Origin of the sequence: Mycoplasmopsis bovigenitalium, from assembly GCF_002356075.1 — a bacterium.
GTDB classification, from domain to species: Bacteria; Bacillota_I; Bacilli_A; order Mycoplasmatales; family Metamycoplasmataceae; genus Mycoplasmopsis; species Mycoplasmopsis bovigenitalium_A.
Map to the genome: position 1 here is coordinate 694445 of NZ_AP017902.1, position 24691 is coordinate 719135.

At 29.6% G+C, this 24691-nt stretch carries 13 protein-coding genes; 9 read left to right on the top strand and 4 right to left on the bottom strand.

Going from position 1 to position 24691, the window contains the following annotated elements; translation table 4 throughout:
- Positions 1–42 precede the first annotated feature (42 nt).
- Positions 43–570 (top strand): peptide-methionine (S)-S-oxide reductase MsrA, encoded by a 528-nt coding sequence (gene msrA / locus MBVG596_RS03050; protein WP_096387060.1) that lies wholly within the window; start codon positions 43–45, stop codon positions 568–570.
- Between the two features lie 38 nt (positions 571–608).
- Here msrA and MBVG596_RS03835 read toward each other — a convergent pair whose 3' ends face one another.
- Together MBVG596_RS03835 and MBVG596_RS03840 are read right to left on the bottom strand one after the other, a co-directional pair.
- Entirely contained in the window at positions 609–1298 is a 690-nt protein-coding gene (locus MBVG596_RS03835) for an amino acid permease (protein WP_225247165.1), read from the bottom strand.
- Positions 1265–2302, bottom strand: a complete 1038-nt coding sequence (locus MBVG596_RS03840) for an amino acid permease (RefSeq protein ID WP_225247166.1) — start codon at positions 2300–2302, stop codon at positions 1265–1267. The genes MBVG596_RS03835 and MBVG596_RS03840 overlap by 34 nt, the downstream gene beginning before the upstream one ends.
- 163 nt (positions 2303–2465) lie before the next feature.
- On the opposite strand from MBVG596_RS03840, the gene hisS reads away from it, so the two are divergent.
- The 8 genes from hisS (at position 2466) to MBVG596_RS03095 (ending at position 23003) form a co-directional block, all read left to right on the top strand.
- Positions 2466–3776 (top strand): histidine--tRNA ligase, encoded by a 1311-nt coding sequence (gene hisS / locus MBVG596_RS03060; RefSeq protein ID WP_096387063.1) that lies wholly within the window; start codon positions 2466–2468, stop codon positions 3774–3776.
- A 272-nt stretch (positions 3777–4048) separates the two neighbouring features.
- Complete coding sequence (locus MBVG596_RS03065; RefSeq protein WP_096387066.1) at positions 4049–7057, top strand: hypothetical protein; 3009 nt, start codon at positions 4049–4051, stop codon at positions 7055–7057.
- A gap of 129 nt (positions 7058–7186) precedes the next feature.
- Positions 7187–15061 (top strand): PDxFFG protein, encoded by a 7875-nt coding sequence (locus MBVG596_RS03070; protein WP_096387069.1) that lies wholly within the window; start codon positions 7187–7189, stop codon positions 15059–15061.
- Positions 15062–15069: 8 nt separating this feature from the next.
- Complete coding sequence (locus tag MBVG596_RS03075) at positions 15070–17967, top strand: ABC transporter substrate-binding protein (protein WP_096387072.1); 2898 nt, start codon at positions 15070–15072, stop codon at positions 17965–17967.
- 9 nt (positions 17968–17976) lie between these two features.
- A complete protein-coding gene (locus MBVG596_RS03080) occupies positions 17977–19047 on the top strand; it encodes an ABC transporter permease (RefSeq protein WP_004421537.1) in 1071 nt (356 codons plus the stop codon).
- A gap of 108 nt (positions 19048–19155) precedes the next feature.
- Positions 19156–20115: an ABC transporter permease gene (locus tag MBVG596_RS03085; protein ID WP_096387418.1), complete on the top strand. Its 960-nt coding sequence runs from the start codon at positions 19156–19158 to the stop codon at positions 20113–20115.
- Between the two features lie 76 nt (positions 20116–20191).
- Entirely contained in the window at positions 20192–21661 is a 1470-nt protein-coding gene (locus MBVG596_RS03090) for an ABC transporter ATP-binding protein (protein ID WP_096387415.1), read from the top strand.
- Positions 21651–23003, top strand: coding sequence for an ABC transporter ATP-binding protein (locus MBVG596_RS03095; protein WP_096387421.1), 1353 nt, complete (start codon positions 21651–21653; stop codon positions 23001–23003). The genes MBVG596_RS03090 and MBVG596_RS03095 overlap by 11 nt, the downstream gene beginning before the upstream one ends.
- A gap of 135 nt (positions 23004–23138) precedes the next feature.
- Here the strand turns inward: MBVG596_RS03095 and MBVG596_RS03100 are convergent, their stop codons facing one another.
- A complete protein-coding gene (locus MBVG596_RS03100) occupies positions 23139–23357 on the bottom strand; it encodes a hypothetical protein (protein WP_096387074.1) in 219 nt (72 codons plus the stop codon).
- Positions 23358–23384: 27 nt separating this feature from the next.
- The gene (gene trpB / locus MBVG596_RS03105; RefSeq protein WP_096387077.1) at positions 23385–24635 is read right to left on the bottom strand and encodes a tryptophan synthase subunit beta; all 1251 of its coding nucleotides are present in this window, start codon (positions 24633–24635) and stop codon (positions 23385–23387) included.
- Positions 24636–24691: the final 56 nt, after the last annotated feature.

A 24691-nucleotide genomic window follows, 5' to 3' on the forward strand; every position in this document is an offset into this window, starting at 1 on the left:
TTTTTTGTTTTCGTTGTAAAATTGTTTGCATTAGGAGACATTATGAACAAAAAAATTTATTTAGCTGGTGGATGCTTTTGAGGAGTTGAGGCATATTTTTCAAGACTTAAAGGTGTTGTAAATGCAATAAGTGGTTATGCAAATGGTATTGATACAAATGCAACATATAAAAATTTAAAAAATACAATGCATGCTGAAACTGTTGAGGTTGAATATAACCCAAGTGTTATTAGTTTAAAAGAATTGGTGATTCACTTATTTCGTTTAATTGAACCCGATTCTTACAACAAACAAGGTAACGACATTGGCCCTCAATACAGAACAGGGGTTTATTTTAATGAAGAATCAGATTTTAACCAAATCAATTCAATTTTCAATATATTAAGAAAAAAATATAAAAATTTTTATGTTGAACTTGAGCCACTTCGTCACTTTATTCATGCCGAAGAATATCATCAAGACTACTTAGATAAAAACCCTAATGGTTATTGCCATGTTAATTTAAATGTTGATCTTAATTTAAGTGATGAAGAACGTGCGATTATTGAAAAATCAATTGAAAATGATTAATCAAAATCGGTTTAAAATATAAAAAACGATGCAAGTTTTTATGCATCGTTTTTTCTTAAATTTTGTTTAATAAAATTGGCTTTATATTGTTCAAATGCTTCTAAAGAACCATATTTGCGTTTATTATATTTGTCAAAAATAGGTATTGGTAAAAATACTAAAAAGTGAAAAATTATTAAAACTGCGACAAGCATTGAGCGACTTATTGCTAGTGAGATGAAAAAGTTTTGTGCTTGTTCATAAGATACATTTTTTTCAATGGCGTATTGCTTAACATCAAAAACAAAAATTAAAGCAAAGTCTAATATGGGAACTAAAATTTGTGCTAGCATAGCTAAACTAACAAAAATTATTGTCGAATACGCGAAAAATTTGAATGATTTTTTAGGGTCAGAAATAGGAACTTTTTTAGTTTTTCTATTTCTTAGTGCACCAATAATTGCCAAAGCAATAAAAACGAATGTAAAAACAGTTATTCAGTTAGCAATTAAATCAGTAAACGAATAAAGACTCGCCATATCTATTCCGTATTTTAGGTAAAAGTCGTTAGTTGGTAGATATAATTTTGCTCCAATTATTGTAAAAATTATGTTAGCACTCAAGCCAATAATTAGTGAGTATACAACACCGATAACTGGGCGATTTGGATTTAATTTCTTTATTGTTAATCTTCAAAATGGTAATTCACCTTCTACTAATAAAGATTCAATGTATCTTGGCATTCACATTGAAAACCATTGATTACACCAATTACCCCAATTGCAATTGCGATGTTTATTAAACCAAAAATAATTCGTCCAGCCTTATTACCCATAATATTTTCAATAAATTGGCGCATTTGCGAAAAAGAGCCACCATTTATTGACATTGATATAGCTATCATCAAATAAATAACTGTTATTATTATTAACCCTAATGACAACGCTAAACTAGTTTTTTTAGGATTTTTCATTTCACTTTGCATGCCAGCGGCAATATAAAATCCATCATAAGCAAAAAATATTGCACCGATTGATAAGAAAATACCAATGAATCCGCCAAAACCACCATAATGAATTATGCTTGAACCTGTTTTTATATTGTAATTTTTTTCAAATTCAAGAATTTTAACAGAATCTGTTCCACCTTTACCAGTTATTGCTAAAACAATCCCAATTATAATAATGAATACTAAGGGTAAAAATTTAATACATAAAACAATAATATTGTGAATATTGCCAATTTTCGAAATTAATGTAGGTATTGTTAAAAAATACAAGCCAATAAATGTTGTGATTGCCAATCAAATTAATCAATCATTACTTGTTCCAAATGTTAAAGCCTCTTTGTTAGCTAAAGCACCAAGACCATCTTGCAGAACCATTATTGTGTATACTGGCATATAAAAAAAGGTAAGTGGCAATGTTAAATAAACCATAAAATTTTTAGAAGCTTGATGAACTCAACGCGAGTTAAAAATTCTATTTCAACCAATTAATGATAAATTATCATTTTTAACTCCGGCCACTTCTATTATTGCCATTGCCATTGAAATTACAGAAAAAGACGCAATTATTCAGCAAATAATTGCTAAAACTAAATTACCTCTTGAATTATTTAAAACTTCTTCGGATTTAAAGAATATACCTGCCCCAATTGAGCTTCCCATAACAATAAGCATTGCAGAGAAAAAACCCATTTTCTTATTTTTTGGTGCATTTTTGAAATTAGATTGGCTATTTTGCTCTGTCATAATACCCCTTTATTATTAGAAAGAATTATAACATATTTATATTTTTAATTTGTTGCACATTATTTTACCAATTTCAGTATTTTTTAATTCATTTAGGTAAAAATAATAAAAAATTAATATTCTTATTATAGAGTATAATATAAATATTGTTATTGGAGGTATTATGTTCAATAAAATTAAAGGCACAAGAGACTTAAATCCAATTGAAATGAATGTTCATGAATTCATTCGAGATGTATTTTGCAAAATAGTTAAAAGTTATAATTTCAGTTTAATTGATACACCAATTATTGAACACTCGCAGCTTTATAAACGTTCAGTTGCAGGCAGTGATATTGTTAAAAAAGAAATGTATGAATTTGTTGATAAAGGAAACCGTGAAGTTGCACTAAGACCAGAAGGAACTGCTGGTTTTGTGCGTGCATTGGTTGAAAATAAATGATATTCAACGCTAAAAACTCCTAAATTTGCGTATTTTGGTCAAATGTTTAGATATGAGCAACCACAAAAAGGGCGCCAAAGACAATTTTATCAAGCAGGTGTTGAATCTGTTTGTCCTTCAAATCCCTTTAGTGATGCTGAATTAATAGCAATGGGTTCAACCATTTTGGATATTTTAGGCATTAAATATCAACTAAGAATTAATTTTATTGGTAGTGAAAAAACAAGAGAAATATACCAAAAAGAACTTAAAAAATACCTAGAAAACTATAAAGATCAATTAAGCACAGATTCACAAAATAGATTAGACAATAATGTTTTGCGAATTCTTGATGATAAAGTAGACTCGCAAAAAGATTTTGTTAAAAAAGCACCTAAGATTAATACTTTTTTAAGTAAGGAAGAATTAGACGAATTCAATTCATTATTGAATATATTGGACAATTGTTATATAAACTACAAAGTCGATTACTCACTTGTTAGAGGTCTTGATTATTATGATGGTACAGTATTTGAATTTGTGTCTACATCAAGTAAAAGTGGCTCTCAATCAACATTGATTGGTGGTGGTAGATATTCAAAACTTATTAGCGAACTAGGTGGCCCTCAATTAGCATCAAGTGGCTGAGGATTTGGGGTTGATAGAACTTTAGAACTTATGCTCGATGAAGAGCTTGATGTTTCAAATGATGATGTTGAAGTTGTTGATATATTAGTTGCTTCAACAAGCGAAGAACAAAGTATTCCATTATTTGCGATGTCAAATGAACTTAGAGCTTATGGTGTGAAAATCGAGTTTTTAAAGGACGTTACAAAAAGTAAAAAAATTTTCGATAAAGCTAAACGTCTAAATGCGAAATTTGTAATTTTTGATGATAATGTGAATGGTAATGATTTAGTGCTTGCTAAATGTCTTGAAAACAACGAAAAAATATACTTTTCGCACACTGAAGAAGGATTTATGGATTTAATGCACTTTTTAGATGCAAATGAATTACAAGCCATTGAAGATATAGATTTAAACTTCGAATAAATATGCTTGACTGGCATATTTTTTATTCAAAAGAAAATTTTTGTATATAATTAAAACGTTATGTTTAAAAATTATTGTCAACGCGCAATGAAATCTTATAACATCATTAATAAGATGATGGTTATTTCATAATAACGCGCCACTATTTTTAAATATATAAAAGGTGGCGACAAAGCCTACCAATTTTGTAATAATGGATAAAGTAGGTTTTGGAAAAATCTACTTTTTTACATAACTAACAATATTAACTTAAATTAACTTAAGGAGAGATGATGAAAAGAAAATTATTAATACTAGCTCCCATACTCGCAACTTCAACAGTTGCGCTAGCTGCATCATGTACTAATAAAAACACCCAAACTGACAAAGAACTTGCTGAATTAAAATTAAGAATTTCACGTTTAAACTCAGATTATGCAACAGAAAAATCAGAACTTCAAAAACAACTTGAGGCACTAAAAGCAAAACTAAGTGTAGAAATTTCTGATAAAGATCAAAAAGACTCAACAATAGCCGATTTACAAAGACAATTAGAAGAATTGCAAAAGCAAGTAGAAGCTGCGGAAGGCAAAAAAGTTAAAAAGAATAATATATCTGCCAGAACTTTATATGGTGAATTAGTTAAATTTTTAGCAGAAGATTTCCCAAAAGCAATGCAAGATCAGAATCCTGAAGCATTCAATTCAAACAAAGATTTATTTAACAAAATATCTGAAAGTGTTAAATCATCAGCAGAAGAGTTCAAAACTACACCCGAAGACTTTAAACATCTTTTTACTTGACAAAGTGCTATATTCTATAACTTAAATAGAGCACAATTAGTAGCTAAATTCATTGATGATCCTTCAAATCCCGTAACTGTTTTAACTCCAAAAAGTGAATTGATGGATGAATTATTCAATTGAAGAATTAAAGATCTAGATAGAATTATTCAAGAGTTGTCTTATGATTCGTATACACATGCCAATAAAGTTGAATTAATTGCACAAGTTAAAGATGCTAAGGAGAAATACCAAAAAGCAAAAGATGAATCATCACTTTTTGCGCACCAAATTGCTAAATGATTTGAACTTGAAAGAGAAAGCAGTGATGAAACTAAAGGGCCAATTAGAGATATAGTAAACTTTGCTTCTCCTCAATACAGAGAGTTACTTCCTAAATTCAATCTTCCGGCATTTAAAATCTCTCTATTTCCTGTTTATCGTCAAATCGTAGATGATGAATTTAAAGCAGAAGTTAAAAAAGAATTGTTAGAAATTAATGCTTCATACGATAAATGACTTAAAAATGACGGTGTTGGATATATTTATTCTATTCGTTTCAATGATTTATATCAAAGGGCAAAAGTTGTAGCCGACACTATTAGAACAATTGCGACAGACCCAGCAAATATAAATTACTATAATGAATTTGAAACTTGAAATGATCTTAAAAAATTTGTTGATGAAGCAAAATTAACTTTGTTTGAAACATTTAGTGTTGATTACAAAAATGAGAAAGACAAAATTGATAAAATTGTTGATTCTGAGATGGATCGCAATAAAGCTGGGTCATTTGCTTCTGAATTTTACAAAAATTATTCAAATAAAAACAATGATGAAACAAACGGTATATATGATTATTTATGAAAAGATTTTTATATTAAATACAATAAATTAATCGAAAATATTAATAAAATGCCTAAATCAACATTTACTAATTCTTATGCAAGATATGCTCAGTATTTAACGCTAAAAAAACAATTTGGATTATCAATTAATTTAATTAACTTATATGCTAATCTTGGCGAAAATATAGATGATTCATCATTAAAAGAATTATTGAAATGAGATAATAGCGAAAAATTTGATAAGCTAATCGAAAGTGAGAAAGAAACAAATGCCAAAGCTAAAAAGTTTATTAGTGATATTACTGAAGGTTTAATTTTCAATCCGCTTGATGAAAATGTAAATAAAGAAAAAGTAAAAACTTTATTTACTAAGGTTTTAGCATTTAAGACAAAATTAGAAAAAGAATTGAGTCCGGAAGGTGATTGAATTCAATATTTTGCAGAAAATGATGATATAAAAAATCAATTGCTGGCTAAATTTAATGAATTCTTCAAATTAGTTAATGACGCAAATAATAAAGAAACTATCGACAGTTCTGAAGTTAAAAAAATAAATGAATTAGCCAAAAAAATATGAAATGAAATGGTTGTTGGTACCGCTTCTAATACCGATAATGAAACACAATCAATATTTGGTAAATTTAATAAAACCCTGATTAAAGAAGGATATTCTGTTCAAGCCGATGATAGTGATTACAAGGGATTTATAAGTATATTTGAAGAAATACTTACCACTTTAAATAATATACTTTCTAAATTGAGTGAAAATCATAATGCAACAATAGAAAAATTACTTAAAAATATAGATACCGTCACAGAATATGGTAAACCATGATTTTGATTGTCTCTTCCGGATGGAGTGCGTTCTAAATTCCAAGAAGAACTGAAACAATCATTAGCTAAGGTATCTGAAATCACCAAAAACAACCCTCATGATAATGAATCATTGAAGATTGAGATCAATAATGTTTTAGACAAAATTGGATCTGCAACTGATGGCGCCCCACAAAAGGGTTTACTAACTATCATATTTGATGATTTAAACAGTTGAGAGTCTAATATTCAAAATATTGAAAATAGAAAAAAAAGAGCAATAAAAACTGCTAAATACATACCAGGTCAAGAGGTTTTTGTTTTACTAAGATACTGAAAAAATAATAACTTTACCAAAACAACATCAAATTTACCTGATAAAAATACTCACCCGGATAAAGTTTTATCATTATTCTTAAATAAATTATTTAATGATTTTTCAAATAATTCTAAATACAAATTAATAACATCAATAAAAGGGGATGAAGACTATTTTGATACTGAATATTTTAACAAAGACCCTAGAACACCATTGATTGTGTATAATGAATTCAAAGATCTTGAGACAAAATACGCAGAAGACCTACTTAAATTTATAAATTCTGATTCTCAAGATAAATTGTCTGCTAAAAAATCTTTAGTTGAGTCAAGAGAAAAATACTACAACTATATAAATTCATTTAAGGAGAAAAAAATATTTCCTGATACTTGAGTTAGATTTAGTGGGGATAAATATAACAATTCAAATGAGCAAGATGAACGTTTTGTCTCATCTACCCTTCTAGGTCTTGCAGCAGACGCTTATGCTCTATCTGACATGATAGATAATTTTGCAAACAAAAAATTCAACGAAGAATAATACATGTTTGTCAAACATTGATAGTGCATTTGCACTATTTTTGTTCAATACGTGTATATTAATATTAAATTTAAGTATTTAGAGTAAAATATACATATTAATTTATATATTCAATATAAAGAGGTTTATATGGCAAATAAAAATCAACCTAAAAAGAAATTAAATTGAAGAACATTAGTTTGGCCAAAATATTTAATATCATTTGGAATTATTGCAGGAGCAGTAGCTGCTACACTTGGTATTTTTAAATATAATTCAAAAAATCCTAAGTTAGCAAAAAATGAAAGCGCCAAAAATTTAAAAAACGAATTTTTAGATCCAAATGCTATACCGGTATTAACTTTTGTTGATGCAAGTAAAGAAAAAAATATTGCTACATTTAATCCAAATGATGGAGTATTGGGTTCAGTAACATACAAAGGTAAAACTCTAGACTACAATTCGTTTTTGAATGAATATTACGAAGAACATCGTTCACTACCATTTTTAAACATTAGATACGGAATGTTTGATTTTTATAATGAATATCTTGAAGCGGTTACCGCAAAAGACTTTTTTGTCTTTACTGATTGATTTATGAAAAATGTTTCTTGAGGGCCTGAAATTATTACACTTAAAGAATTCTCAATTGTAAAAGGGGTTGAATTAAGAGGTAACAACCTTACACTTGGTTCACACTCAAATATTGATAAAGAGCAAACTACAATTAAATTCTTCCCCGATGCCTTCTTTGGTTCAATTCCAATGCACTCAACATTAAGCGGACAAGGTAATGCACCCGACTCACTTCTATATAAAATCAATAAAAAGCTTTTAACAATTGATGAGTTAAAAGGATTTTTATCTAAAACCGTTTTATTCAATTCACAAGCAAACATCACAAGTGACACTTTATTAAATCATTCATTTAGAACCCTTTTAGATAACCGCTCATTAATCAATAAAAAAATATTTGCCGTAAAATCAAAGACAAAACAAAATTTTGCTAATTATGCATTTAGTAACGTTGAAAAAAGTAGACTAAATATTAATTCAGATTATCAAACTTTAATTTTTGCTAAAGATATTGAAGAAGCAAAAACAAAATTCGCCAAACATCACTCATTTTACTCAAACAAAGACAAATATAAATCACTAACTAATATTGATGATTATATTTTTGAAGAAAAAACAATAATTGATTCTAGTTTTATAAACAACACACACAATGGTCAAAAAGAAAAATATTTAAATCTTACATTCAATGACGCAACTAATTTCGTTCTTTTTGATGCTATTGATAATGTTGAATACCAAAACTCTAAAGGCGACTTCGAACTACATAACAATGTTCAAAGTCTTGATTTTGCCCTTGAACAAGCAAAAATTGAATTCAACAATTTATTTACCGACATTGAATCACTTTATGAAAAATGAATATCAAAAAATATTCTATTTTCAAAAGATTCATTTGCTAAATTCAATAAGTTTGCTGAAACTACTGAAAAGATTGACGAACTATCTAAACAAATAATTGAATTCAATAAAATAATTTCAAACACAAACAAACAGTACAATGAAATAATTACAAAACTTAATGAAGATCAAGAAAAATCAAAACAAAAAGTTACTGAATTAAAAACACAGCTTGCAGAAGTACAACAAAAAATTCAACAAAAACAAAACGAACTAAATGAAACAAACAAAGATTCTATTTCTTTTGAATTATTTAAATTAGAAAAAGAAAAAAACGATATTGAGTTGCAACTTTTTGAATACGAAAATGCTGTTAAAACCGCCCAAAGATTAATTAATGAAAATAAAGCCAAAATCATTAGTGAAGAACAAATCAAAGACGCTAGAGAAAAACTTGCACAAGCAGTTAATGAAAAATCAAAACTAGAAAAATCAATAAACAAAGACCAAATAACTTCTTTATTACGCTCAGTGGGCATCAACAAAGAATTTATTGATGATGTTATTAAGTTGCATTTATTACATAATTTATTCAATAATAGCGAATACAAAAACTTTAAAACAGATTTTGATTCTTTAGACTCAAAAGCCAAATATATAAGAGAAGTTAGAAACTTTGTTGATATTCAAAGATCTTACTACAATTTATATAACCGTCATTTATCTGGAGAAACATTCGCAAAATTAAATCTACAAAAAAGCGAGTTTAATTTATATGGCTTTGATGTTGCATATTTACCAACACAACTTATTGCACTTGATGAACTAACTAGTCTGTCGCTTAAAACTCAAATCAATTGAAGAGAATATGCAAATCTAGATGGATTTATTCGCTCAAATGTTGATGATAAGGTAAAACCAAACAAATTTTTTGCATATATAAATCAAATGAGCTCAAGCACAGCTCAAAAAGCAGAATTAGAGGCAGAATCTAAAAAAGTTGAAGAAAAATTCAACAATTTAAATTCCTCATTTGTTAATGATGCAAATATTAAGCCATTGCATGATTCAATAGGCAATAAACTATCAAATTCAAACATTCAGAAACTACGTTCAGAATATCAAGAATTATTAAAAGAGTTAGATAAGGTTGTTGAAAAACACAAAATAAATGCTAATGTATTAGTCAAAAGTGGTACTTTAAAAGCTTTTGCAAGTGCTCAAGCAGAGGATAAAAAATACATTTATAGAGATCAACTTCTTAATCTAATTAAAAATAATAACCATCTAAAATCTAATGAAGCATCATTTACAAAAGTGATGGATAATATTGAAAAAATATTCGAAATATCCCAAAAAGAATTCAATGAATTTAAGTATAGAGTTGCCAAAATAATTGAAAATATGTTGAAAATATCACAAGCAATTTCAAATGAGTACAATGATTCTCTAAACTCTGATATAAATGAATACTTAAAACAAAAAGACCAATTATTCAATAAAAAAATGTCTGAATTAATTAATAATATTCAATCTTCAGATATTACAGACGCAAAATACACTAGCGACTTACAAGCTATATTTGAACTTTCATCTCGTCGGGTTGTTGAATTCAAACAATCAAATCTTTTGAATAAAGATCAATTAAGTGAATTAGCATCTAAGTTTGCTGACTCAATAAAATTTGTTAAAGATTTGATTGAAAAATATCCAATTGAATTTATGTCAGAGTATGCAACAAGTTACTTTAATGTCATTAAAAACCCAATTTATAGAGAAGTGGATACTAATGGTAAAACTGATAACCAAGACCTTAAATTTATTGGAACATTATTCAATCCATTGCTAACTTACATTGAAAAAATCAACAAATTTAATGAAGATTATTCTAATTTGTATAAACAAAAAGCAGAACAAATTAAAGCACAAATTGATTCTGCGAGTGACCAATCTACAAAAGATTTATTGCAAAAAGAATACGATTTTGCAATAAACAATTCAAAATATTATGCAGAAATTGCTAAAACTAACAATGAATTTAATCAAGATTTAGACAATATTAGAAAAATTACAGAGCTTAAAGATGCATTTAATAGAGATGATGTTCCTGTATTAAAATATCGTCCAAGTATTTTAAGTGAAGATTTGCAAAAAAAACATGCTTCAAATATTGCTACATATAATGCTGCACTAGACCACTATTTTGAAAATTCCAAACGTTTTGAAACTGGATTAAATTCTTTGAAAAATGAAGTAATTAAGCAAACTAATATAGTAAATAATAGTTCAGATAAATTTATTTCAATTGACAAAGAATTTAATTCATCATTTGAAAACGCAATAAAACATGCACAAAATATCGCGAAATATCAAGCAATTAAATCAATGGCATTTGCCAATATCAATGCAAAACCAATTGATTTAGTAAACACATCATTAATTACAGCAAAAAGCAAAATTGAACTTATTGACAAACTGACTTCACTTGGAATTATCAATAAGGAAACAAGCGCAAACCTTGCTGAGTTCTCAAAAAACAATATTTTCGAGGTTTCTTTAACTTCTGTAGAGAAAAATGGTACTAATTTATCATTTGTTTTAAGTCAAAATTCAAATGATAATCAAAATGAAATTGATAAACTATTGACAACAAAACTTGCAAAATTCACTATTGATGCTAAATTAGACACAAAACAACACCCACATACATTACGTCAATTTAAAGATATGCTTTCAGCTGCGGGTTATACAACCGTTATTCAACCTTCAAATATCAAAGAAGAAGGAACAAGAATTGTCACAAATGAAAAAGGTGAACAAAAGACAATTTCTACATACAGTTTATTCACCGAAGCATACGATGGATTTACCGATGAATTACTTGCTTCTGTTCCTTATGCTGGCGAATGATTAGAAGGTGAACACATTGTTAAAAAAATTAATGATAACGGGGAAATTGAATTTTCAATTGAAAACGGAAAATATCTAGGGTTTAGACCTGATTCGCGGATTGGTTTATGATCATTAATCGCAATGAATAATCCAAATTACAAAGGCTTGTCAATCGACTTTTTAAAATTCGTTGCTGCCCATGAATATGGACACCATATGACACTTAATTCAGCTCAAGATTTAGGTGATAAAGCTCAAAAACCATTATTTGGTTCTGCACTTGTTCCGGGTACAACTCCAAATGTTAACAACTATTATTCAAGAGAAGTTATTGGATTATATTTAAAAGCCAGAACACACTTAGAATTAAACTCTTCTCCGTTATTAAACCAACCTAATGTTGTTTCAGAAAACAATGAAGGTGAATATTTATTATTCAATCAACCTAAAAAAGTTGATGGAAAAGTAGTTATAAACGAGAATACCGTTGAAAATTCTACTGATGTTTGAGGTCACAAAGTTGGTGAAGAAGACTTAAAAGCAGCAATGGAAAATGCAAAACGTAGATTCTTACAAACGTATGAAGGTCTACAAAAAGCAACCGAAGCAAGACGAAAAGAAAATGGCATTGATTCAGAACAAGACAAAAAATGACTTGAAATTTTTGACTTGTGGCTAATGAACACTCTTGACCAAAACTCAGGTACTCTAAACCCAACTAAGTATTCAGATGAAAAACACCCTGTAAAATACATGGTTAAAGATGAACAAGGTAATTGATCATTTAAAAAAGCTTCATTAATAATGCTTAAAAATGTTGTTAAAGATGGGCAAGGCAACTTTATTCAGTTTGAAGAAAACGGTGAAAATATTACACCTAAAATTGTTGAAGGTGTTAAAGACGAATCGGGCAAATACACAAAAATTACTAAGGTTCTTGTTTACAACAAAGACGGCTCGCCAATTATTAATGTTCCTTTAAATGTCGATTTTACAGATAAAGACAGTGGTTTTTACCAAATTGATTCAGAAGGTAATAATGTCAATATTGAGTTCATAAATGAACGAATTAGACAAGCTGCTAACACAATTAGTGCTTTAATTGTTAAAGATTACAGCATAAATGGTTGAGATTTTGCTACAACAGATACTTCAACTAACTCAAAAACATATGTTTCGTATCCTACATATGCAGAATTATTTAATAATGCAGACAAAAATTACAATCAAACAATGCTTAAACCATATCTTGACTATATCAAATCAAGAAATGTTGCAACAGCAGAATTAAACGATGGAACTGAATTTGCAAAATACTATGATAATGCAGGAAAAGTGGTTTATGATGCAACAAGCGATGATGAAAAACTAAAAGACCCTAAATATCAAACAATTAAACAAGAAAACTACTACTTAAATCCATTTAAAAGCAAAGGCAAAGACAAAACAGACTTTAGAGATTTTATAACTCAATTATACCTTGCGGAAGGTGGTAACTATCCAGCTGCAACAGCGGGTGCAAAACAATCATTATGATTGTCAGCAACTGAACAATACTTGCCTAACATAATGCACAAAGAAGCATTTAGAAATTCATTCTTATACCATTCATTCTCAGAAAGCACTTTAAAACAATTGCACCAGTTGCCAATTCAAAATTGATACAATCCATATACCAAACAAATTGTTGGTCACAAACTTGACTCACACACATACTTGATGGTTAATGCAAATGGTGATGTAATTAGTCCAAACCCTCGTTCAGCAGATTATCCTGCTTTTTGAGAAATGACCGGTATAAAAATCAATAATAATTTGCTTGTAAAAACTGTTGAGGATTCCCTATTTAATAGTTTTTATATAACAAGAGATCAAAAAAGATTGTTTGGCTCAGAAATAATTTTTAAAACATATGATGAGTTTGTTAAGTTTGCAAGTGTTGATACAACAAAAGCACAACTTGACCCAGTTAAGCGCGTAGTTAATTGAGATCTTGATTATGTTGAATCAAAATTTGATATTGACAGATTTGCAAGAAATCTTGAAAGTACTCTTCTAAATTCAATTGTTAGTGCAAAAGAAAAAGAAAGATTAAGTGCACTTGTTAAATCAAAAGACAAACAACAATTAGCAAACGAAATTATGCTAAGATTCACTAAATCTAAACTTGCATTCTTTGTAAAAGATTTATCACTAGGTGAAATTAAAGAAAAAATTACCCAAAACCCTTTAAATGTATATAGATACGGTTGAATATTCGATAAAGAATTAGGTTATGGATTATACAAATCGGATGATGTTGTAGCCCAAGCAGATGAATCAAAATTAGATCGCAAAAATTGAGAAATAAGTGTTAAAGAACTTTTTGATACTTATGACAAATTTGCACAAGAAAATAGTGTAAAACTAAATCAATTTACTTTATACGACCATTTAATTCTTGACAATAAAACTCAAATGTATTCAACTCAAGTTCATTACAGTTTCCAACAAGACAAATGAGGCTTGGTTGACTTATTACTTGCTTTTGTTAAGGCATTCACTAAAAAAACTCGTCCAACAAGCGATGTTGAACAATACTTTAAAACAAAAACTGAGCGTAAATTTAATGAATTCTTCTCAGATTATACTTATTCATTTGCGGAAGTTATTAACCGTGATAACTTGCAAATAACTTATTCACCAGCAAACACTGAATTCGCTAACTTGCCATCATTTATAACTAATGTAAATGAAGCAAACACAGGTCTTGAATATGTTATTGATGGAAAAGCTACTGAAAAATGAAGCTCAGCGCAAATTAATTTTGGCGGTGATTCAAGATTTTCAGTGCGTCAAAGTGTAATGAATTCACAAAATAGATTGAATAATGAAACAAGATTGCGGGCACAAAAATTAGGAACTGAATTCAAGCCAGAATCATTTATTACTCGTGATGCTTTCTCAGATGATCAAAACAAAAATTCAAACTACTTTGGCAAATTTAAGTCAATCAATAATGGTTGATTTAAAGACCGTTGATATAGAGATATGCTAAACTTTAGACTTTACGATGACAGCGGAAATCCAATTGAAGACGACACAATTCGTATTCAAGATTTAGAAGGAAATAAAGTAACAAATCGACCTCAAGCATACTGACAATATTACATTCAATCACAAGGTGTTGGTAAACGTAATTTATCTAATATTTGAAGAAACGCTCAAAAAGATGCGGTTGCTTTATTTGGTTATTTAAATAATGAAGATGCTCAAAAAGTTAACTATTTAGTGTTCGAAGATCTTGAAACTAAAGAAATTAAAACACTAAAAATTAACAAAAATTACACATCGAATATGTTCTATTACAAAACACAACATATTCACAATGAAGAAAAACCAGAATCACGCCACTACTTAAAAGATGAAAAATACAGTTACACCGATTCAAATGGTGAACACAAGGGAACAGGATTTACTGCTTGAGTTTCTGATTATGCAATTATGTCAAACTATGCAGACAAATTATTAACCCCAAATCACGAATACAAAATTTACTTTGCAGCAGATGAAAAAGGAACAAAAACACTTAATGTAGATCTAGGTTCATTTGAAAGTGTTTCAGAAAATGGAAAAACATTCTCACAAGCACCAACAGCAGTATACATTAAGGAAATTAACGGCGAAAAAGTGCCAGTTATGAGAGTTGGTGTTCAATTTAACGGATCAAAACAATAGGAGGAATTATGAGCTTTAAAAAATATCTTAAATTATCATTATTTACATCAATTTTAAGCGCCCCTCTTATTGCCGCTTCATGTTCAAATAAAGCCAAAAAAGATTATGACTTAGGTCTTTCTGCTGACCCGATTAACTCGCTAAATTACATTAAATATCCTTCTGTTAACAAATTATTGCCATCACTAGTAGAATCTCCATTAAAATCAGGGCCAAATGAAACAATTAAAAGAATTGCTAATGTGCCTAAAATTCACATGGGCTTGTATCAAACCGATGAAGAAGGAAATCTTGATAAATTTTTAGAAAAAAACCCAAATCCCGAAAATTCTCCAAGATTTTATAGCCTGGACGATTTTGGTTCAGCACCCGGCAATATTTCAACAGACCAATCAATTCGCCACGCAGTCCATTCAATAGTTACACCAAGTAATAAATTCCTTTCAAGCAATGTGTTTCTAAATGATGGCCAAAGTAAATGAAGTAATGGTGACACAGTAACTGCTGACGATTATGTTGATGCAATGCACTATATTTTTGACCTTGAAACTGGTTCTCAAAAAGTAACAACAATGTTACAAAGAAAATTTAAATCTTCAAGTGAGATGATTGAAGCACAAAACAAATATATTCGTAAACACAAAAAAGCATACAAAAACCCTTTTGCCTATCCACCAATTATCAAAAATAAAGATGGGCAATGAGTTTATGATGTTTTTGACCCATTATATACACCTTGAGGTTCACAAAACGAAGGTGACGAAGCAGAAGTTGCTGAAATTAAGAAAACTGCACTTGATTTAGGTTTCTATTCAGGAAGAATGTATTGAAATTATGACAATAAAACAATCTTGTCTTCAATACCTTATTCACCAGATTTTGATTTTGAAGCTGAGTCAACTGTTATCATGCTTCCTAACCCAGAATACTTAAAATCAATTGGATCGGGAAAAAATAGTGACGTTCCACAACGTATTCCTGTAAGAATTAGAAAATATTTATATTTTGATCCAAAACAAACTGTTTCTGAAGAATTCAAAAAATTAATTCAAAGATCTAGAGAATTAAAATACAAACTAGGTTCAGTGCGTTATGATGAATTTTCGCCAGAAAATTACACTGAAGAAGTAAACAAACTTTACAATAATTTACTTCCAAATAACCAAACAACAATTGATAATGATTTTGTCAAAAATCTGCAACCGAAAGATTACTTTAGCAGTGTCGTATTAGCAATGGATGAATACACTCTGCGTGTTGCATATGACGATTATCAACCAACCGATATCAATAATGCTTATACAGACTTAAACTCAATAATTACACCTATTAATAGACGTTTTGTTGAGTCTATCGGCGGAATTAAAGAATTTGGACTAAAAAGAGAACACTTTTTAACTAATGGTCCATTCAATATTCAAGATTTAGTTCTAGGTCCGCAAGGTTTTATTTTACTTTCAAAAAATAACCTATACTATTCAGCTGCTAAAACATTTAGTAACAAAATTAAAATCTACTTCTCAAATGAGCCTAATATTAATTCAGCTATGTTTGAGGATGGTTATATCTCTGCTACTAAAATTCCACCTGCTTTACAATGGAAATATTGAACAAATATACAAAATAGAAAATATATGAATAAGTCTAATGGTTATGGAACAATTGCCTTTGCGTTTAACTTAGACAATGAAACAAACTCAAATTCAATTGTAAATGACCAAAACTTACGTAATGCAATTTATTATGCAATTGATAGAAATGAAATGTTAAATATTGTTGGTTGGTCAAGTTCATTCCCTGTTATTACTTGAACAGCATTTGGCCAAGCTTCATCGAGTTTTGGCGATGCAGTTGAAGCGGGTTTTGAACACGATTTTATGTACACAAAATACGGTTCATATCCAACTGACACAAATGACAAGAAAAATTACCTAAATGAATATATTTACAAAGAAGCACGTAAAACTGCTGAAGAAAATAATTGAGGTATCCCAGTACCAATTCAAAACTATAAACACATTGATCATATTGCTAAATCAATGAAATTTGAGACAGTAGACAGAACCGATAAAGGATTCCACTTAGATGTTGCTCGTGGCTTTATGGAAGAGTTTAAAAAACAACATCCAAACCTTACAAAAGTAACACTAAAAATGATTTCAAACTCATCTGAAGAACAAAAAAATGCTGGTATCGCACTAAAAGATTTTATGAGAAAAGCATTTGGAAACTTTATTGAAATTGACATTAAAAACTTACCTGAAAACGTATATGAAGATTGAAGAACCACGGGAAAATACGACTTAATTTATCGTAACTTTGATGCCTTTGGTAGCGATATTTATTCATATATTAGAGTATTTTTAAAACCTGATGGTATTGTTAGTGAACAACAAAAAACAACTGGTTTTAGAAATAACCCTTCAGGATCATGAACATACCATAAATTCTTTACATCATTAGGTTACTCACGTGATGAAAATAATAAATTAGTAATCAAAAATCCTGAAGATGAAAAGAAAATCAATGAATTAAAACAACGTTTAAGAATACTTGGAACAAAACCTAATAGTCCTGACGTTTGAAACAAAATTGTTGACTTGTCAGTGTTGCACAACAATGAAGACACCAATGAATATACAAAACGTCATATGAGATTCTTAACGAGTCAATTCACAGAGGAAGAAAAACAAGAAGGATGAACCGAAGTTATTGCTTTTGCGGTAATTTCTGGTTTTGAGAAAATAGTTAGGGAAGCTGCACCAGTTATTCCACTAATGGAAGTTGATACTTATTGAGAAATTTCAAGGGTTAATGGAGCATCTAGTTTATATTCATATTCATTGCAATATGCTTATGATGTTTTAAACCCACCAATTCCAAGCCTGCCAACAATTATTAAATAGAGGAAAAAAATGAATAAAAAAGTAAGTGAATTCGTAGCTGAACATGAGCTAATAATCGACAAAAAAAGCATTCAAAATGATTCATTTGTTGATTTTAATGGCAAAATAAAGCCAAAATTATCGAAAATTGCATCTTTTTTCAATGTTAGATCACCTTTTGCAAAATCATTAATAAGATTCCTAATTATGGCAGCGGAATTTCTAAGTATCGCATTTATAGTTATAACTATTACCTTCTTTTTAATAAATTCTATTCCAGGTTCAACATCTTTAACTACTGGACTTGATGAAAGTTCAAAACAAGCGGTTGAAGCCCAATATGGCCTTGACTTACCGCTTGTACAAAGATTTGGTTTATATTTAAAAAATCTATTACGCGGAGATTTTGGGATTTCTTATTCAGTTTTCCCGGGACAAAACATTAATGATTTTGTTTGAATTAGATTTTATAAATCATTTTTAATTGGTATATTCTCAGTAATGCTAACACTTTTAATAGGAATACCAGTTGGTGTTTATGTTGGTATGAACCCAGATAAATTACCGGATCATATTGCTACAGTTATTGTTTCAATATTCTCGTCAATTCCTTCATTAGTATTTGCTTTATGATTATTACTTATTGGTAGAACTCTTAACATACCATATTTATATGTAGAAACAGATATAGCAACATATGTTTTACCAGGGTTTGCACTCTCGCTTGGTTCAATTATTGTTTATATAAAATACATTAGAACTGAATTAAACAGAGAGTTAAACTCACAACATGCTAAATTCTGTTATTTAAAAGGTCTTTCAAAATCACGTTTTGTTTGAACACATGCGCTTAAACCTTCATTATTCCCAATTGCAACATTCTTTCCGGTAGTTATTTTTGGTAGTTTTATTGGTAGTATGTTCGTTGAACAAATATTCTTTATAACAGGTAGTGGTGGATTATTATTAAATGCTATTACCTCTAAAGACTACAATATTATTTTATTTATGGTTACTTTATTCTCATTAATTACTATTCTTTCATATACATGTCGTGATGCACTTTATAAAGCAATTGACCCAAGGGTTAGAAGAAGATAGGGAGATGCTATGTTTGATTGAAAATTTTTAAAAACCAATTCAATTGATTCTTCAATTGAAAAAGTAAAAAAATCGAATGAAAAAAAATCATTTAGTAAACCAAAAACAATGCGCGTATCACCCAATAATGAATTCGGTAAAGACCTAGCTCCCAACAGGTTTTTACAACCCTTAAACTACAAAAAATGAGAATTAATTGGTAATTTATTAGACTACTATGAATCAAATAATATTAAAAAGCAGCAAAATAAATGAGTTGAATTATTCTACAGATTTTCAAGAAGTTTTGCAGGTGTATTTGGGCTAGTTTTACTACTTGCAATTGTATTTAGCGCAATAATAATTCCATTTTTTACAAAGAATCCTGAAAAATTGGATATTAACAATAGATATCAAAACTTCTTTGAAACACCATCGGCAATATTTGGTACTGATTTTCTAGGGCGTGATTTATTTGCTAGATTATGATGAGGGCTTAGATATTCATTGTCTTTAGCAATGGTAACAGCGATTATTCAAGTTTTTGTTGGCTTATTGATCGGAATTATGATGGGTCACTTTAGATTATTTGACCGAATAATGACCTTTATAATCAAAATAATTTCGAACGTGCCTTCAATTATTATTCTTATTGTTATTACTATTGTTTGAAGACCAACATTCTGAGTTATGGTATTTGCTCTTACTTTTACCTCTTGAACTGGAATCGCAAACCAAATGCGTTCACAAGTTTTAAGAGCAAAATCGTTCGAATGAGTTGCTGCATCAAGTATTTTAGGAACTCCAACATACAAAATTCTTTTAAATTATTTACCTGTTGTTATTCCTTTGCTTGTTACAGAAATAGTTTTCCATATTCCTGGCGTTATTCTTTCAGAAACCTCACTAGCATTCATTGGTTTAAGTATAGATATTCCAACACTAGGTAATTTAATTTCAGAAGGTTCAAAAGTTTTCACTGCATATCCTCGTTATGTTCTATTGCCTTCAACAGTTTTAGTTTTATTAACTACATCAATTCAATTAGTTGCTGCAACAATTCAAGATTCATTGTTGAGACAAAGATAGGTATAAAATGAATAAAAATATAAATAATTGAACTAAATTGTCATATAAAGAAAAAATAGAACATTACTCAACATTTATGCAAACAACGCTAAAAACTGGTGAAAATTTAAACGCAGCCCCTTACACAAAACTTTATCCACAGGTAATTAAAAAACTTGCTAAACCCCACCCACTAAATTTATTGGAAGTCCGCAAAGAACAAAATAAATCAATTTGAAGAAATATTAAAGATTACTGAAAAAACGTTTTTTACTCAATTAAACGTATTTTCAATTGAAAAAGAAAACAAGAATCAAATATTGATATTCAAAAATACATTGATTCTGCACAAATTGACCATGTTTTAGGAGAAGACTTAAAAGTAGCTGCTGAAATTGAAGATATTTATTTAACATTCAAAAACCCTGCTGACCCTAAAGAAAAAAACTTAGTTTTACGTGGACCGAGTTTAAAAATTTATGAAGGTAAAATTACTGCAATTATTGGCGAATCAGGTTCGGGTAAATCAGTTTTAACATCGCTACTTTATGGATTGACAGGAAATAATTCAATAATTGAATCAGGTTCTGTGAAACTATATGGTTTGGAAGTTCATAATTACAATTTATACAACTGAGAAAAATCACGCCTAAGAGGTCGGATTGTTTCAGCAGTTTTCCAAAACCCAATGTCAATTCTTGACCCAACAATGAAAGTTGGTAATCAAATAGTTGAAGGAATGCTAATTAATGGCATTGTTAAAACTAAAAAAGAAGCTATTAATGAAGCTATAAAATACCTAAAATTAGCAAAAATAAACAATCCAGAAAATGTAATGAAATTATACCCACACGAGCTTTCAGGTGGTATGATTCAACGTATTGCTATCGCTGCGATTGTTAGTCTAAAACCTAAAATTTTAGTAATGGATGAGCCAACCACTGCGCTTGACCCTACAGTTCAAGCGCTAGTTCTTGATATTATTCGTGAATTACAACAAAAATTTAACATTGCAATCGCCTTTATCACTCACGATTTAGGTGTTGTTGCCTCAATTTCTGAATTTATAAACATTATGTATGCTGGTCAAATTATTGAATCAGGTACCAGAGAAGAAATCTTAATGCACCCTCAACACCCTTATACATGAGGTCTTATTTCTTCAATGCCAGACTACAATAACGATGAACGACTTAATGTTATTCGTGGTTCAGTGCCTTCTTCTCTAAATAATATCAGTGGCGATGCTTTTGCTGTAAGAAACGATTATGCTTTAAATAAAGATTTAGAAGAAGAATCTGATTTCTATATGGTTTCATCAACGCACATTGTCAAATCAAGTCTGTTAGATGAAAATGCTCCATATTATGAACCACCTAAAATTATTCAAAATCTGTGAAAAAGATATTTTAATAGACTTAACGCTATTCACGGTAAAGACATTTTTGTTGAAAATCAATCATATATGAATGATTTAGTAAAAATTAATTCATATAATGAGCAAGTAAATCAAATTAAAAAAGAGCAACAAATTAAACTAGACGAGGAGACACATGATGAACAATAAATATTATGTTGAACACGCTCGTTTTGGTAAAAAAATCTATCGTAAAATTCGTCCTGGAACAGATGAAATGTTAAATTGCGAAGACAAAGAACCTATTGTTCAAATTAGAAATATGGACGTAACATATGGTTATGGTGCAAAAACATTTTACGCATTAAAGGATTTAAACTTAAATATTTATCAAGGAGAAGTTTTAGGGCTTGTTGGTGAGTCTGGTTCAGGTAAAACCACTGCTGGTAAGGCAATAATTGGTCTAACACCTCATAGTTTTGGCCAAATCAAAATTATTGACACTATAATTCCTAAAAATAGAGAAAAAATTAATAAATGAACTAAAAAAGGTCGTGAAATTATTAATTTCATGGTAAATAAAGTTCAGATGATTTTCCAAGACCCTACAAATAGTTTAAACCCATTTAAAAATGTTGAAACAGTTGTTGGAGAAGGTTTAACCAATATTAAAAATTCTAAATATATTTATTTAACAAATATTGATATTGAAACCTATTTAGAGTTAAACAAGAAACTTGAAATGATAAACCCTAATTTAGTTTTAAGCAAAAATCCTTGAGATTCTTTAAGAGAAAATTGAGATACCGAGCAAACTCTTTACAATTTTGTTTACGAGGTTGAAGGTAATAATTTATTAAAACTAAAAGATAAAATTCGTAAAGAAAAATTTGACGAAATCAATTCATTTATAATTGAAAGACGTAAATTTAGAGACCAAGAACAAAATCTAAATGAAAAACAATGTAAACGTAAATTAATTATAGATATTCTTCACCAAGTTGGATTGGATGAAACTGTTCTGAATCGTTATCCCCTTGAATTTTCAGGTGGGCAACAACAACGTCTTGGAATTTGTAGAGCAGTTGTATTACAACCACAAATTTTAATAGCTGATGAACCAATTAGTGCGCTTGACGTTTCAATTCAAGCACAGGTTATTAATATTTTTAAGGAATTAAAAGAAAAATACAACCTTACAATTATTTTTATTGCTCACGACTTAAGAATGGTTGAATATATTTCGGACAGAATTGCTGTTATAAATAAAGGAACTTTATTGGAAGTTGGACCAACTAAATCAGTGATTCATAACCCACATCACCCATACACACAGTCTCTACTTGATGCCGTGCCTTCTATCGAAGCTGAAAAAGGTTCACTTGTAGGCAAAGTTTATTCTACAACAGTTCATGACTATGATGAGAATAACCAGCCAAAATGACATCAAGTTGCTGATAAACATTTTGTTTTAGCAACAGACGAGGAAGTTATTGAATTCGTTGAAAATGCTAAAAAATACAAAAGTAAATTTACTGAAACTAGAAATTAGTAATTTATTAAGCTTGAAAAACACAATTGCGTGTTTTTTATTTTGCTCTTTATTAAATTTACCTAATGAATTGCAAAATGAATTAATCCGCAAAATTAAAATCACTCGTGACTGAGTGATTTTGAGGATTATAAATTATTTTTTCTCATCTAAAAGAAGGCAAACACCTGATATTAAGTTACCAAATACAATATTTAGAATACCGTACAATAACTTGTCATCTTTTGACATTTCTTGTTCTATTTTTTTCAATGTTAGAACACCAATAATTAACGGAAGGATTGCTAGTCAAGCTACAACAATGTATAGAATTGTAAATATTTTAGCCAGTTGTTTGTTTGTTGGGTTTTGCATATTTCTCCTTTTATTTTATTTGTGAAATTATACCATATCAGCATATAACTTATTGAATTCAGCAATTTCGTCTTGGCAATTTTCTAGAATGTATGCAAGATCTTTATCGCCACGTCCTGATAATGTAACAACAATATCAATTTCTTTGTCAGAATTTTCTTTTGCTAATTTAATACCTTGCGCAATAGCGTGCGATGATTCAAGAGCTGGAATGATACCTTCAGTTCTCGCAATCATTAAAAATGCTTCTAATGCTTCTTTATCTGTGACAGCAACATATTGGGCAAGATTATTTTCTTTAAGATATGAATGTTCAGGGCCTACACCTTGGTAATCTAATCCAGAGGCAATTGAATGGACTTCATCAGGATTTCCTTTTTCATCTGCCAATAAAATTGATTTAAAACCATGCAAAATGCCAAGTTTTCCATAGGTTAAAGTTGCAGCGTGCTCTCCTTTTTTTGATCCTTTTCCTAAAGGCTCAACTCCAACAAGTTTTGTGTCTGAATATAAAAATGCAGTAAATGAGCCAATAGCATTTGAACCACCGCCAACACAAGCCACAACATATTCTGGGTCTTTATTGTATTTTTCAAAAAATTGAGCTTTTGTTTCTTCACCAATTATTTTTTGGAAATTTCTAACCATTAATGGGAATGGGTGAGGGCCAACAACACTACCTATTGCATAAAGTGCAGTCTCGTGTTGTTTTGCATATGATTCGAATGCTGAGTCCACAGCTTCTTTAAGTGTTTGAGCACCGTGAGTTGCTGGAATAACTTTTGCTCCTAAAATCTTCATTTTTTCAACGTTTGGCTTTTGTTTTTCAATATCAACTGCACCCATATGTATTTCACATTCTAAACCAAAATGCGCAGCTGCCATTGCAACAGCAGAACCATGGCTACCAGCACCAGTTTCTGCAATAAGTTTTGTTTTACCAATGATTTTAGCAAATAAAGCCTCAGCCAAACAGTGATTCGTTTTGTGAGCGCCGCCTTCATTTAAGTCTTCGCGCTTAACATGAATACGCGCTTTACCAAATTTTTTAGATAAGTTTTCGCAATAATAAACTGGAGTTGGTCTACCTTGAAATTCTTTTCTAATTTTTGATAACTCATCTAAATAAGATTGGCTATTGCACACTTCTTTGTATTGTTGTGCAAGTTTCTTGAATACACCAACTAATTCTTCTGGTAAATATATCCCACCATATTCACCAAAATATCCCTCATCATTTGGAAAATTAGCTAGATATTTTCTTAAATTATCATTCATAAGTCTCCTTGATTGGTATATTTAATTTTAAACTAAATATATAATATGCAAAGCAA